The 14,737-nt window shown below is 40.4% G+C and carries 11 protein-coding genes; all 11 read right to left on the bottom strand.

Annotated elements, in window-relative coordinates; genetic code table 11:
• Positions 1 to 41 precede the first annotated feature (41 nt).
• Positions 42 to 239 (bottom strand): ferredoxin, encoded by a 198-nt coding sequence (locus W7W_RS0102195; RefSeq protein ID WP_010662224.1) that lies wholly within the window; start codon positions 237 to 239, stop codon positions 42 to 44.
• A 199-nt stretch (positions 240 to 438) separates the two neighbouring features.
• Positions 439 to 870 carry an OsmC family protein gene (locus W7W_RS0102185; protein WP_010662223.1) on the bottom strand — a complete coding sequence of 144 codons (432 nt, stop codon included), beginning with the start codon at positions 868 to 870 and terminating at the stop codon, positions 439 to 441.
• Positions 871 to 1,158: 288 nt separating this feature from the next.
• Positions 1,159 to 2,772: a 4Fe-4S binding protein gene (locus W7W_RS0102180; protein ID WP_025006677.1), complete on the bottom strand. Its 1,614-nt coding sequence runs from the start codon at positions 2,770 to 2,772 to the stop codon at positions 1,159 to 1,161.
• Positions 2,773 to 2,959: 187 nt separating this feature from the next.
• Positions 2,960 to 3,877 (bottom strand): DUF362 domain-containing protein, encoded by a 918-nt coding sequence (locus W7W_RS0102175; RefSeq protein ID WP_010662221.1) that lies wholly within the window; start codon positions 3,875 to 3,877, stop codon positions 2,960 to 2,962.
• A 765-nt stretch (positions 3,878 to 4,642) separates the two neighbouring features.
• Complete coding sequence (locus tag W7W_RS0102170; protein WP_010662220.1) at positions 4,643 to 5,098, bottom strand: toxin-antitoxin system YwqK family antitoxin; 456 nt, start codon at positions 5,096 to 5,098, stop codon at positions 4,643 to 4,645.
• A 169-nt stretch (positions 5,099 to 5,267) separates the two neighbouring features.
• Positions 5,268 to 5,618: a beta-sandwich domain-containing protein gene (locus W7W_RS0102160; RefSeq protein ID WP_010662219.1), complete on the bottom strand. Its 351-nt coding sequence runs from the start codon at positions 5,616 to 5,618 to the stop codon at positions 5,268 to 5,270.
• A gap of 119 nt (positions 5,619 to 5,737) precedes the next feature.
• Positions 5,738 to 7,432 (bottom strand): Na/Pi cotransporter family protein, encoded by a 1,695-nt coding sequence (locus tag W7W_RS0102155; RefSeq protein WP_010662218.1) that lies wholly within the window; start codon positions 7,430 to 7,432, stop codon positions 5,738 to 5,740.
• A 95-nt stretch (positions 7,433 to 7,527) separates the two neighbouring features.
• A complete protein-coding gene (locus W7W_RS0102150) occupies positions 7,528 to 10,266 on the bottom strand; it encodes a DUF3352 domain-containing protein (RefSeq protein ID WP_025006678.1) in 2,739 nt (912 codons plus the stop codon).
• A 24-nt stretch (positions 10,267 to 10,290) separates the two neighbouring features.
• Positions 10,291 to 12,693, bottom strand: coding sequence for a type IX secretion system anionic LPS delivery protein PorZ (porZ, locus tag W7W_RS0102145; protein ID WP_010662216.1), 2,403 nt, complete (start codon positions 12,691 to 12,693; stop codon positions 10,291 to 10,293).
• Positions 12,694 to 12,703: 10 nt separating this feature from the next.
• The gene (locus tag W7W_RS0102140; protein ID WP_010662215.1) at positions 12,704 to 13,291 is read right to left on the bottom strand and encodes a non-canonical purine NTP diphosphatase; all 588 of its coding nucleotides are present in this window, start codon (positions 13,289 to 13,291) and stop codon (positions 12,704 to 12,706) included.
• 379 nt (positions 13,292 to 13,670) lie between these two features.
• Positions 13,671 to 14,504 carry a universal stress protein gene (locus tag W7W_RS0102135; RefSeq protein WP_036162644.1) on the bottom strand — a complete coding sequence of 278 codons (834 nt, stop codon included), beginning with the start codon at positions 14,502 to 14,504 and terminating at the stop codon, positions 13,671 to 13,673.
• Positions 14,505 to 14,737 lie beyond the last annotated feature (233 nt).

Here is a 14,737-nt window from a genome sequence, read left to right as displayed (position 1 = left end):
GAAGATTAATAATTTTCAGATTACAATATAAAATCAGGGTTTTAACCCTCCTCAAATTTTATGACTTCTACCGGACAACTTTCGGCTGCTTCTTTAATCTCTTCGGCATAATCATCATAATTTACGCCTTCTTTAACAATAGCCACATCATCGGGCAGGTCGAATACCTCAGGGCAAATGTCAACGCAAAGGTTGCAGGAAGTGCAACCCTCTTCCATCCAAACTTTTTTAATAGCCATAATTCAAGTTTTTAAGTATCTGAATTCAAAGTTTTTAATTTACAAAGAGTAGAATGGAAGGTCAAGTGCGGATAACAAATTGTTTCAAAATCGACCTGAACTCTGAATTTGTATTTTTTGCAAAATATGATGAGGTTAATAAAAAAAGGCTGCCAGAATTCTGGCAGCCTTAACAAATCCCGGTGAAGGGGTATATTTTTTAAAGCAAAGATGCATCAAGCGAAATGGCCACGCCCTGTTTGAGTGCTTTTGAAACAGGACAGTTTTCCTTGGCTTCCTCTGCAATTTTTAAGAATTCGTCTTTTTCTATTCCGGGAACTTTCCCTTCTGTGGTAAGATGAATTTTTGTGATACTGAAACCGTCTGCTCCTTTTTCGATGGTGGCTTCTGCTTTTGTTTCCACACTTTCGGGTTCATGTCCCGATTCTGACAATGCGTGCGAGAAGGCCATTGAAAAACATCCGGCATGCGCAGCAGCAATTAATTCTTCAGGACTTGTTCCGTCTTTACTTCCTTCGAAACGCGATTTTGCTGAAAAATTTCCTTGCCAGGCACCTTCGCCCACATTCATGGTACCCTTACCTTTTGCAAGATTTCCTTTCCATATAGCTGATGATTTGTGTGTACTCATAACAAAAATTTTTATGGTTCAACATTCAACTATATAGTCAACAATGTAATGCTTAAATGGTTGCATCGGTTGGGTAATTCAGGCTGGATGCATTAAATGATGAGGCATTGCAGGATTTTGAGGGGGTTGATTTTCGGCAAGGTCAGAAATCAACCTCCTCCAACCTGCTAAAAACTTGTAGATAGGTTCATTGTGAGCAACCCAAAACAATACTTTTTCAAGTAATTATAATACAAGAAAGGGCCGATTAATCGACCCTTTGCATTTTCTTTATTTTTAGTCGGCTTATCAAAAAGGAAAGTCCTCTTCGTGATCGACTTCCTGTTTTTCGCCTAAGTCGGGTTTATCAGCAAGTTGTTGTTGGGCGTTACCATTTACATAAATGGCTTTGTAGGGTTGTGGAACAGGGCAGGGGTATTCACAGGCCCCACAGCCGATGCAAATGGACTGGTCAACTTCCGGAATACGCAGGCCATTTTTGTATGGAACCATTGTTACTGCTTTCGTGGGACAATGTTCCGAGCAGGCTCCACATACCGTTTCGTCGGTATAAACCACACAGTTTTGTTTTACAAAAACTGCTTTCCCCATTTGAGTTACCTGTTTTTCTTCCAGAGGAAGTGGTAAAATGGCCCCTGTAGGGCAAACTTCTCCACATTTGTTACAATCGAAATTGCAAAAATACGTGGCATAATCCATGTGAGGCTGCATGAAACCGTTCAGCCCGTAATGTGTCAGAGAGGGCTGTAAAACTCCTGTAGGACAAGCAGCTACACATAGAGAGCATCCAGTGCAAATATCGTTGAAACGTTTTATATTTCCTGCACCCGGAGGTGTTACAGGGTATTCCTTATTATTGAGCAATAGGTCTTTCTGATTATCCGGAAGTTTGTTTTTCTTCAATGCATAAATACGACTTCCGGTTAATAATGCCAATCCGGTAACCAATAATTTACGCCGGTTGTTGTCGGTAGCTTGTTGCTTTTCTTCTTTTGGCATGGTTGCTTCTTTAAAATCGACCGGATTTTGATTTTTATGAGTCGCGGGGCGCAGTGAAAGTGCCAATTCCGGACAAATATCCAGGCAGTTGAAGCAGGTAACACAGCGACTGTGATCAACCGAATAGTTTCGGATATCAATGCATTCGCTTTTGCAAACACCGGCACATTTCCCGCAACGGGTGCAGGTAGAGGAATCGAACTGTACTTTAAGAAAACTAAATTTTGAAGCTATTCCCAACAAGGTACCTACCGGACAAATGGTGTTGCAGAATAAACGACCGCGTTTCCAGGAAAAATATCCGATGGCAGCAATGGTGGCGAACGATAAAATTACCGGAATCAGGTAAGGCATCATTAAGTTTACGTGATAGACCGAATAGATTTCAAAGTTTTGAAGAACAGGTGCTATCACTCCATTGTTGAGCCAAACTGTCAGGGGTTTGAAAAGGTAGGTGAAAGTCCTTCCGGCGATGCTGTATGGGTCGAGCCAGGTTACAATCCAACCGGCTCCAAAAATCATGGCCAATACCATGATGCCAAGGAATGTGTACCGCAAAACCGGATGCGGTTTTTTGTGTTTGAAAAACCGTTTCTTTTTGGATTTCCAACGGGCAATTTTATTTATTACATCCTGCAAAATTCCCAGTGGGCAAATGACCGAGCAGTAGAGACGACCGGTGAGAAACGTCAACAGTAATACCACTAAAAATCCACCTGCGGTGGTAATGGAAAATACCGTGATAAAATGTAAAAACGATGGTACAAACTGGAGGTACAGGATGGCGTCAAATGTTTCGTTGGGAATCCACTCATACAGGTCGATGAACAGGACGAAGGTGAATATTAAAACCATTGAAGCTAGAAAAATCCTGCTTTTTCGTAAGAGTCTGTATAAATTCATGTTCAATAAAAATTAATTTTTCCGGGCCGTGTGATATTCACAGTTGGTATCCTCAACTGCTTATTGGAAAATTATTTAACAAAGCAGAAACCCCTTTTTTTATTAAATAATAAACCGGCTTCCGGATCATTGCCGGAAACCGGAAATAGGGTAGAGGCTATGAACGTTTTCAACCTTTTTCGACGGTCTAAGCCATTTTTACACGTTTTATGGAGAGGTTTTGAAGGTTCATTGTCCCGAGTCCCATTTCGTTGGCCAGGCGGATATGCTTAATGTTTTCAGGCTTTTCGCCAAACATCAATGTGGCTGCAGCATCCACCGCTACAATGTCTTCGCCGGCAATCAAAGCTTTTAAATCAGCTACGTCCGAAACAGAAACACCTCGCGGACCGTTTCTGGTCATCATGCGATAGCCGTCAATAATATTGAGATCAGGCTTACGGTAAGTCAGGAAATCTGCAATGCATTGACTCAGGTCGTTCCCATGATAGAATCCACGATCCCAGACCACTCCCATCAGGTTTTTCATAGCGAGGGATACCGTTGTGGAACCATGATGTTTGAGGATAGGAACATTGATAAATACATCTGCATCCATTAAATCACGGTGTACTTTGGTGTTTTTTAGCTTTACTCCTCCCGGCACAGATACTTCCTTATAGAAAGATTCGTTGTTTCCGGGTACAACCTTGGCTCCGGCATTCCGGGCGGCATCTTCCAATCCGCTGTTTCGATAGCAGCGATCCCACTGGTCGCAGGTATGGTCGAAGACTACGACTTCTGATGCCCCTGCATCCAAACAACTTTTCACAATTCTGTGGATCAGGTCGGGGTTGGTGTTCCCCGCTCGCTCCGGAGGGACGTCCCATCCGATATTGGGCTTAACAAGTACTTTTTGTCCGCTTTTTACAAATTTGCTCATGCCGCCAAGAGCGTCCATTGCTTTTTCAAACATATCAACGGCTTCTCCTCCACGTACAGCAACCAAATCGTAATTTCCTTCTTCTGCCGGCAATCCTACTGCATTTAATCCGCCAAAACCAGGCATCAAAGCTCCCGCCAGACTCAGACCGGCTCCTTTTATCAAAAAATCTCTTCTTTTCATACTATCCTCCTTATAATTGACTTTGATTTTACTTTTTTGAAGGGGCAGAGTTGAATCTTATATTTATCCGTTTAAATTTTATTTATTAAGGTCGGATGGAACTCGCATGCAAAAATTTATACATGTTCTTTTGGGGCAATTATTGCCATGCTCGTTTCATTTAAAATATGCGATAATCCTCATATTTTAAATCATAAATATATAAAATAGAACAGACTCTTTGCCACCCAATAATCTAATTTATAGTTGGTTTAAATAAACTATTTCAGATTGTAATCTCCCGGATCTTCGGGGTTTTGAGTGATTAAAACCCAACCCGCATTAAACCGGTAGCACAGCATTATTGCGAGCAAGACGAAGCAATCTCATATCAAAAGAACGTTATTTTAAACTTCAGCCTAATTCTTTAACAATGAAACGAGCATGATATTATTTAAGCATAACATCACCAAAGAATATGATTAAAAAATATTATGCGAGAGCGAAGCGGTTCCATGCGTTCTCAAATTTTTAATTAGTTTTTTATCAGGTAATTACAAATTTTTAAACGGATGAATTATCTGTTCGCATAAATCGGTCCGTTTGCCGGAGTCCGAAAGCATCCGGATGAACGTTTATTTATTCTTCATTACAGAGTTAAGACCAACAGAATTAAGGAGGGTTTATATTTGTGCAGTAGTTTGGAATTAAACCAAATAAGGACGGTTTTGGAGTTAAAAAAACCCGAACTAAAATGCCCGGGTTTTGTACCTTTAAAAAAGATGATCAGAACTCTTTTTGACTGATTAAATTGCCATCTTCGTCCCTGATGAACCAGGTTCCTGTTTTGGTGCCGTCATTATACTCCATTTCGTAACGAAGTGTTCCATTTTCATCCCAGATGTACCATTTTCCATGCTTTTTACCATTGTTGTAGCGAGCTTCGGCGACTTTGGTTCCATTTTCATCCCAGGTAATCCAGGTGCCGTCCATTTTATTGTTGATGAAATTTCGAACCTCTTTTTTGGCTCCATTTTCGAAATAAAAGGTAGTTTTTCCGTTTTTTTCACCTTCTTTCACCTGCATTTCAAGACGCACATTCCCATCAGGAAAGTATTCAATGTAAGTACCGGTGTAAGGATTGTCGTTGAAATCGTAGAATATTCCTTCTTTCTCAACAAGTTGAGCGTGCAACAGAGAACCTGTTACTACCATCATGAGTAATAATATCAGCTTTTTCATGGCTTTTGCTTTAAAATGTTATCAAAAGCCTCCCAACTTGTTCCTGCTAATTGCGTTAATGCAATATTAACATTAAAGTTAATTTTGGGCAACATTTGAGTGCTTTTTCAGAAAAAAAGGGAAGACCTTGCATCAGTCTTCCCTAATAATAATTATTTCAGATTACGTTTTATTTTTCACCAACATTGTTGAGTTGCAGATTGAGTGCATGCAATTCATTGGTATTTACACTCACAGACCTGATAACAGGTTGGTAGGAGATAATGTTAGCTTCCACAGAATATTTGCCTGGTTTTACCTGGTCAAAAACAAATTTACCGTCAAAGTCGGTATATGTTTTAGTCTCTGATCCATTTAGTTTTACTTCAACTCCCGTTAAAGCTTCCCCTGTATTCTGGTCAATAACAACTCCTGATATACAGGTATTGACAACAGCGGGTTCACCGGGGTTTTCGGTTATAGCAAAAGTATTGATAAATGAAAAGGCCACCAATGCAATGCTTAATACGAATGTTTTCATAACACTTATGTTTTTATTTGTACTTTCTTTATTATTGATGGTACAAATCTACGTGTGTAATGTTATGAGAATATTAAGCCTGAATTATCAGACATTTAAGAATCAGTTTTGGTGATATTTTACATGCCTACCTCTTCCAGAGCTTCAGATACATTAATGACATAGTCGGCCAGTTTTTCACATTCCGAGAAAAGATCATTAAAAATAATGCCGGCTTCGTAAGAATATACATTGTTGGCCAGATTGTCCAAATGCTCACTTTTTAGTTGATTCCGGTAATTATTTATCTGATCTTCAAGGAGTCTGGCCTTTGTTAATGAAACAACCAGTTCGTCCTGTTGAAGGTTTTCACGCATTACGGAGAGCGCTTCTTCGGCCAGGTTAAACATAAGCTCCAGTTTTTCCATGGCAGATTTTTTCAGCTTAACATTTTTCTCTTTCATCCGGTTCACCGAGCGTGCCAGGTTGAAGTTACAGTCAGCCACGCTCTCCAGATCGCCTGCGAGTTTAAGCATTGCTCGTAATCGCTTACGGCCAAGTTCACTTAGTTTGTATTGTGAAACCTGGGTGAGGTAGTTGGTAATTTCCACTTCTACGTTATCACTGATTCCTTCGTATTTCTGAACTTTTGAGAAGAGTTTGTTGAATTTCTTGTCTTTTTCCTCATGCATCATCTTGCGCACGAAACCAAACATTTTGGTGGTATGTTTGGCATAAAACTGCACCTCCTTTTTGGCCTGTAAAATAGATAATTCAGAAGTGGAAAGCATTCCGGTGGTAATGTATTTAAGTCTGAACTCTTCGTCGGAATCCTTGGTCCTGTTGGGTACCATATACTCCACAACCTTTTGTATCAGTGGAGTAAACCAAACAAATATGAGAACGTTTATGATGTTGAAAGATGTGTGAAAAATGGAGAGTGCTACTGGAATAGCTGCGGGGTTTTCATTTGGGGAGGCTCCTCCGTTACGGGTAATAATGGTATCAATTAGTCCGGTGTAGTTGTTGAATAGTGCAAGCATCCATGCTACACCGAGCATATTAAATATCAAATGCACACGGGCAGCTCGCTTGGCACTTATGTTACCTACCGAAGATGCAATATTGGCCGTTATGGTTGTCCCTATATTTTCTCCCAGCACCATCGCCGCGGCCTGGCTGAATTCTATCCATCCTTCGTTGCACATGACGAAGGTCAGAGCCATGGTGGCCGACGATGACTGGACAATGACGGTTAATAAGGTTCCGATACCGAGGAATAAGAGTGTGGTGAAGAAGCCACTGTCAGTATATTTATGAAGGAAACTTAGAATTTCCGGGTTTTCCTGTATGTTGGGTACAGATTCCTTTAAGTACTCCAACCCCATGAAGATGAGGGCGAATCCGATTAATAGTTCGCCATAGGAGCGACGAGTTCCTGATTTTGAAAATATAAAAGGCAAACCTAACCCGATGAGGGGAAGGGAATAGGCACTGATTTTCACTTTGAATCCAAACAATGTAATAATCCAGCCTGTTACAGTGGTTCCGATGTTGGCTCCCATTATCACTCCAATGGATTCTTTCAGAGTTATCAGGCCGGCGTTTACAAAGCTTACAATCATTACTGTTGTAGCCGAAGAAGACTGTACCATGGCAGTAACCAGAAATCCGGTAAGAATACCAAGTACCCGGTTGGACGTCATAGCCGACAAAATAGCCCTCATTTTGTTTCCGGCAACTTTTTGAAGGGCTTCGCTCATCATTTTCATTCCATAGAGGAACAATCCGAGAGAGCCTACCAACGAGAGAAAATCAAAAAAAGAATACTGCATTATCTTTGTTTGTAATAGATTTTGTTTTTTGGGTTTTGTACTCATTTACGGGTACATGGGCAGGGCAAAAATATATAAAAATCTGAAGGATACGATTATTCCACTCTGTAATTGTAGATGTAATTGTTTTCTCCTCCTGTAATCAAATTAAATCTGTATGCTGATGATTTAAGAAATCCGATGGAAAATCTGGATGTTCCTTTTAACGGAAAACCTTTGTACAGGGTTCCGTCACTATTGAATAAATAGATACGGGAAGCATCTTTGCTTATCAGTCCTATTTTATGGTCGGAAGCCGAAAATTTGTAAACATCCCCGATGGTTTGAATTTCTTTGTCCAATTCTGTTACCTCCGTTTTTTTCATTCCGGAGTTGTAAATCGTTAATTGATGAGGTGTGATGAACACATATTTGGGATTGTTTTGATGCAACAGAACCATTGAATGGCTTTGGTTTTCTGTTTTTGTGGCGTTATTAACCACTGTTTTTCCCGAGGGCAGGAATATTTTAGCCAGGCTGCCATCCGTTGTAGTGGTTACAAGAGCTGTTTTTTCGGAATCGGGATATTCCAGAAAAAATGGACTTTGTTCATTACGGACAAAACTCTTTTGAGGGGTTACCCGGTGATTTCCCCTCCGATCCATGATGTAATTGCGGTATTTATCGCTAAAAATGATGTAGTCTTTTCCGCTGCTACGATAAAACTGAACCGGCTGACGAACAATTCCCTCTGTTTGAGGAATGTTCCATCCTGAAACCCGGTCTCCGGTTTTGTCAAAAAGATAGACCTTTCGGTCGTTTAAGGGTAAAAACACCCGGTAATCGCGGTTGTTATCGTAATCAAAAACCGATAAACCGCAGGAAGCTTTAGCCGGAAGTGTAAAGGGGTATTTGGCCACGTGATTTCCATTCCGATCCAGCAAATAGAGCTTGTCCGGCGTATTAAACAGGTATTGAAGTTTGTTGTTTCGATAATAATCTATTTGATATATTTCGCTCAATACAGGCCCGTCCAGTGGTTTTTTCCAAAGTATTCGCCCCATATTATTTATCAGGTACAGATTGTTGGAGGCATCCTGAACCATAATTTCTTTTTCCTGAGTGTAATGGTTGTCAACAAGTGCAGGTTTTATGGAAACCATTGAGTCGATGCGGCTTTGCCAAATGGTTCTGGGCTCTTTGTCCCGATGGGGAGCATGTTTGGCGTACATAGTGGTATAACTCAGACCTGAATTGTTGGATAGTTGAAGGCCTGCTGCGTAAAAATTGAAAAGAATTTTTTGTTGTTCATTGGTGGGGTGAAATCTGGAAGCATTCAGATTTTTGCCTATAAAAGAGAAAATATGCGGAATTTCTGCAAAAAGCAGAAAATTTTCTTCATAAGAAAAGTTCTCGGTGAAGGAGGAATAGTATGGATGACTTTCAAGGGTTCGGTGGAGTACATTATTATATAGGAACGACTCCAGTGTTTTTTCACTTTCTGCAAATACCAGATAATTCCGGTAAAAGGAAAAATACTTCATGGGTAAATCCGGAAACAATTCAGACCAGATCATGCTGTTGAGTTCTCCTTCAAACCCACTGTATATGGGAAACCATGTGGACTCATCCACATGGTACTTCTTTACTGGTTGTGAGGAAACATTATGGTAATTCTGGAATTTTGTAAGAACCGGAAGGGTGGCTGATTGTCCCTTGGTGCGGAAAACGATAAAACGTCCCTCTTTCGGATTGCTTGCATTGTAATTGGAACAGGCAAAAGCCATTTCACCATCCAGAACTTCAAAAAAGGATTCCACATATGATTTGCCGGTTTTATTTTCAAAAGCTTTATCCAGGGTTTGAATTTTTCCCGCTTTATCAGTGGTTGACAGATGCTTTTTAAAGTTTCGAATGAATTGTTGTTTGTCTGAAAAATTGTATCCGGTAAAAATTTTGGTGTCTGACGGGAGGATCTGATCCAGAGTTGAGCGCCGGGGTTCTACCCCTGAAAACAGGGAGATAAAGTCCCTGTCCCGACGAGGACTCAGAAAGCCATTGATCATTAAGCCATCTTTTTTGAAATGGAAGTCAAGAGCACTCCATCTTGCGGCTTTTGCAATAAATGCAGCAATATCTTTATTTCCCGGAGACAGGAACGGCTCAGCAAAATCAGCAAGGTTGTCAAAATTGATAAAAACAGACCCGTCGGCATTATTGCTGATGGTTTTTTGAAGGGAAGTAAACGATTTATCTTCAGCAAGTGAGATGCCTGATTGTTGTTGTCGGATGGAGGCTTCAATCAGTAACGAAGAAGGGCTGACAGAAAGGATTCCATTTTGGAAAGTGGCAAAAAGATTGCGTTCAGAATCATTGCTGGGTTTAACTTCATAGATGGTAAAACCGGTATAATTTCTTTTTCCTGCCAGGCGTTGGTCGATCCAGCCTTTTAACTGACTTTGATGACTTTTGTGAACCACAGAAAAGTGAAAAACCGGAGCAATGGTCTCTTTTCCGATTTTGCTATACGACAAATATACCGGAGAATTCAATAATTCTTTTCCTGATTTTTCAGAAAAAAATGCTGCCGAATCGGTGTAGTTAAGAATCTTATATAATTCCGTAAGACTTTCAAAAGCAAGGAGTTCTTCCTTATAATCGATTTTGTTGATTAGATAACCGGCAAAGGATTCTGTATCGTTAATTTTTATCAGAATGGCAGCGTCGGCGGGTACAGCGTCAATAGTGTTGCCCTCATTGTAAGACTGATGTCTGTATAAATTCCAAAATACCGCAACAATGATTGCTGCAAAAACTAAAATTCCACTAAAAATACCCAGTTTTTGTTTCGACATCATTCAGTTTTTTGTGTTTTACAATTATCTGACAAAAGCAATTTTAGTGAATTCACTCATGGAACCATTCCCTGTACTTAGAAAAACGACATAAATTCCGGGTTTAACTTTTTCACCTCTCAGGTTTCTTCCATTCCAAAGGGCTTGGCCGCCAAGAGAGATGGTTTCATAAACCAGGTTTCCGGCAGTATCTGTGATTTTAACGGTGGTTCTGTTCATCAATCCGGTAATTGTGATATTGCCTTCATGCTGGGGGCGCACCGGATTGGGATAAACATATACTTCACTGAAATTATTTTCGCCCTGTGTGGCCTCACCCAATAAACTGATAAGTCCTTCGTTGGTCGCGATAAAAACCTCACCACTTTCCTCGTCAATAAAAATGTTGGAGATATTGTCAGAAGGTAAAGGGCTGTTGGTGGTGGTGTGGTGTTCAACGGTTTTCAAACCATCTTCAGAAATAATGTAAAGACCTGTACCTTCGGTGCCGATGTATTTTCGGTTAGCTCCGTCATCAGCAATGGCAGTGATCCTTTGTCCTTCAAGCAAATAATCGGCCAATCCTGTACCATCATTGCGGGGCACTTTTATTCTCGAAAAGACCGGTTTCTCTTTGTTAAAGATATTTCCGGGATCATATTGCACCAGCACACCAAGATCGGTTCCAATCCATATGTAGCCGTTTTTATCTTTGGCAAAACAGTAAACATAGTTGGTAAGTGATTCGCCGTTTTCGTCCCACAACTCCATGAGCCCTGCATTTCTCGGATCCGGATCGGTTGAGGGGTCAATGACGCCCCGGTATCGGTCATCCGATTCATTCATGGGCGTTTTGTTATCGTCAAAGACAAACAGTCCTCTTGCAGGACCGTGCACAATGTAAACCCATTTCTGATGGTATTCGTCAATGAGAATATCTGCAGTTTTGTTCCAGTCTGTTGCGAGGGTGCCATAGTTGTAATAGGTCCATTCACTGTCCTCAGGGTTGTAAACAACTATTTGTTCATCCACTTCTGAGTTGGTAATAAACATATATCCGTTCTGATCAAATTCCATTGCCCATACGCGGGTATATCTGTCCATCGGAGTGGTTGGGAAATTGTGCAGCTCACTGTTGTTTTCCACAAAATGATTTTTCAGATAATAGGTGCCATTTTCGTTTTTGTCAAACTCATAAAAGCCGTTTCCCCATGAAGCGATAAAAACATTATTGTGATTCTGCGGGTTTACAGATATGTTGATAAGATCTCTGGAATTTGAGGATTCAAATTCCTTCGTGTTGCTTCGGTTAAATATGGTCCACTGGCCGTTGTTCAGGATGGAAACTTCAGGGGCACGCCATATATTTTCGAACAATGCACCAAAACCTCCCGGTATGGTCCAAAGGGCATCTTTTGTTTTGACAACATCATAAATGTTATTGCTTGCAGGCCCGTCGGGCAATAATTGTTCGTATAGGTTTTCACTTTTTTGGAAGTACAGGCCTCCTTCCCAGTCAGCAAGCCAGAGTTGATTATTGCTTCCTTTCAATGCTTTTCGAAATGAAGGATGATGATATTCTCCCGGGGTAATCCGGATTGAGTCAATATGAGTGGTGATTTGGAGTGATTCATCCAGGATGGTTATTCTGTCGCGTGAGGCGAGGAAGATCTCTTCGGCGGTGGAGAATAAGTTGTAGAATCTTCCAAAACTTCCTATCGTTGTTTGTCCGGCTGAAGAGAATGATATAAGGTTGCAGGTAGCTCCTTTTTCACCGCGAACTCCCAAAATTACATTTTTAGTGGATGTTACGTCACAAAAAGAGTTATCAGATTGAGAGATTCTTTTCCAGTTCCTGTAAAAGGCCAATTCACCGGAGTTGATGTTTGCTGCGAGCATCCCTTTTTCTGTGGCCGCATAGATGGAATCTTCCTTTATGGTCGTTTTGGATACCTTAAGAAAAGAGGCATCGTCCCCGATTATCAGCGTCGTGGCAATTTCTCTCTTTTCCAGGTCGAGTTCCAGAATTCCAAAGTCAGTGCTTACAAACACGCGGTTGTTAAAGGAGAGAAAATGATTTATTTGTTTGCTGGTTGAAAGATTTTCAATTTTCAGGTCAGGAATATTGAAGACTTTTCCGTCCGATATAATATCTATGTTTCCGTTTTCATAACCCAGCAAAACTGTATTATTATGAGGACTTGCCATAATGGCGGATATGCCTGAGTCGGACAGTCCCTTGTTTTTGTTTTTTATGCTTATCGAAGAGGTTTCCTTGTGGAAATAAATAAGCCCCAGCCGTGTTGCCCCAATGAAAAAATCAGCGGACTCAACCACATCAAAGCAGTTCTTGTAGGAGTAGTAGGTTTTCCATTGTTCAGCGCTCCTGGCATTGGTTGAAAACACCAACAATAAACTCACCAACAAAAAATATATAGCTCGTATCATCTTTTTCCTATTAAAGGTCTTCGGCGTAATTGTTAAGAAAATCAGTTAGTTTTTTCATGGCTCTTGCCCGATGGCTGATGAGGTTTTTTTCAGCCAGGGGCATTTGAGCGAAAGAAAGATCCGCTTCGTTGGGTTTAAATACAGGGTCGTAACCAAATCCGTCTTTTCCTTTCGGGTTTTCAAGAATCCTACCTTCCACTACCCCTTCGAAAAGCATCTCCTTTTCATCAATGATGAGGGCAATTACGGTTCTGAATCTTGCTTTCCGGTTGTTTTGTCCTTCTAGTTTTTTTAGCAATTTCCGAATGTTTGCCGCACTGTTTTTTTCTTCTCCGGCATATCGTGCTGAAAGAACACCGGGAGCGCCGTTCAATGTATCAACCTCGAGTCCGGTGTCATCAGCAAAGCAGTTTTTGCCCCATCGTTGATGAACAAACCGGGCTTTTTGCAGAGCATTTTCCTCGAGTGTTTTCCCGGTTTCAGGAATTTCGTCCGTAAAATTCAGATCAGACAGAGATTTAATGTTCATGCTTTTGCCCAAAAGGCTCTTTATTTCTAGTGCTTTATGTTGATTGTTTGTGGCAAAAATAAGTTCCATGATCCGGTTTTATAGATGTATTGTTACTTAACCTGTTTTATTCATAAATTATTTACTCTGGTGATCAACGACCTTCGAAAAGTGAACGTCCTTGATAAAATTGATTTGGGAATAGTTCACTCTTCCACTCATCAGTTTTGTTTGCGGTTGCCTAAATTTCTTGATATTTGATCATCTCATCACAATGATTCCTGAAGATATCAGGTTAATACTCTCTTGTGCGAAAATACAAAAAAATAGAGAGGTTCGGGGCTTCTTTAAAATCTGTTCATTGAATTGTATATAGAGTCTGTAAAACAGGGGCGTTGAGCCTATATAGAAAAAGGCTGCCCCATAAATTGAGAGACAGCCTTTATTGAAGTATCATAACCTTAAAATTTTAAAATCCTCCTCCATATCCGTATTTCATAAGGTCGGTTCGAGGGTTAATAACCATCACAGGAACTTTAGCACTATTGGCAATGATGTATTGTTCTTGTGCTCCGAGAACGTAGTCATGGAATGCAATATCGCGGGTAGTCATAATGATGATGAGATCGGCCTGATTGTTTTTTGCAAAATCCACAGTTTCCTGAGAAAAGGATGCTTTGTGTTTTGACAAAATCAGCTCATAGTCAATGCTTTTTTCTTCAAGAAAATTCTTGCAAAATACCACATTGGCTTTGGTTCGTCCATCTACCGCACCATCTTTGGAGGTAGAGGAGAACAGAAATACTTTGGTTTTAAAAAACCGCGACATGTACTCTGCCCAACGGAGTTTTTCTTTATTTTCAGATTTGAAATCAACCGGAAAGACAATTTTTGTATAATCGTTCTTCTGAGGGGGTTCCTGAACAACCAAAAAAGGAACTCTGGAACCGACAATCACTTTGAGGGCCCAACTGCCGGTCAATTTCTGCATTCCTTTCATCCCATGGGTTCCCATGACCACAAGAGCACTCTCCAGCTCTTCGGAGACTTCGTTGATGGTTTTGAAGATTGTTCCTTCTTTTACAAGAATCTCAGGTTTTACTCCCAACTTTTTTTCGACTTTGGAAGCATCTTCCTTTAACTTTTTTTCAGCTTCCTGTATCTCAGAGTCCTTTTTTACAATATGCAATAATGTGATATTGGTATTCAGGACTTTTGAAAGATTTACAGCATGAGCCGCAGCATTAAAGGTAACTTCGGTGAAGTCGTAAGGGACCAGAATACTGTGCATTAAACTTTCCATGTGTCGGTTTGATTCAAATTCAACGGTTAAAGATACTATTTTTGTCTTTGGAAACATTAAAGATTTTCAAGCTTTTTTTTGAATAGCATGAAAGTGTGGATTAATGGTCCTATTTGGAGGACTTTTTTTATATTGCAATCGGCTTGCGTGTTTTATTATTCCTTGTTTCCGGAAAAACTTATAGAAACCCGCGCCTTTTGACGGCCGAATATTGCCTGTTTGAATTTTACGAT

Source organism: Marinilabilia salmonicolor JCM 21150 (assembly GCF_000259075.1).
In the GTDB taxonomy this organism is placed as follows: Bacteria; Bacteroidota; Bacteroidia; order Bacteroidales; family Marinilabiliaceae; genus Marinilabilia; species Marinilabilia salmonicolor.
Note: the sequence above shows the minus strand (reverse complement) of the source record. Positions and strands in the feature narration are given on the sequence as shown.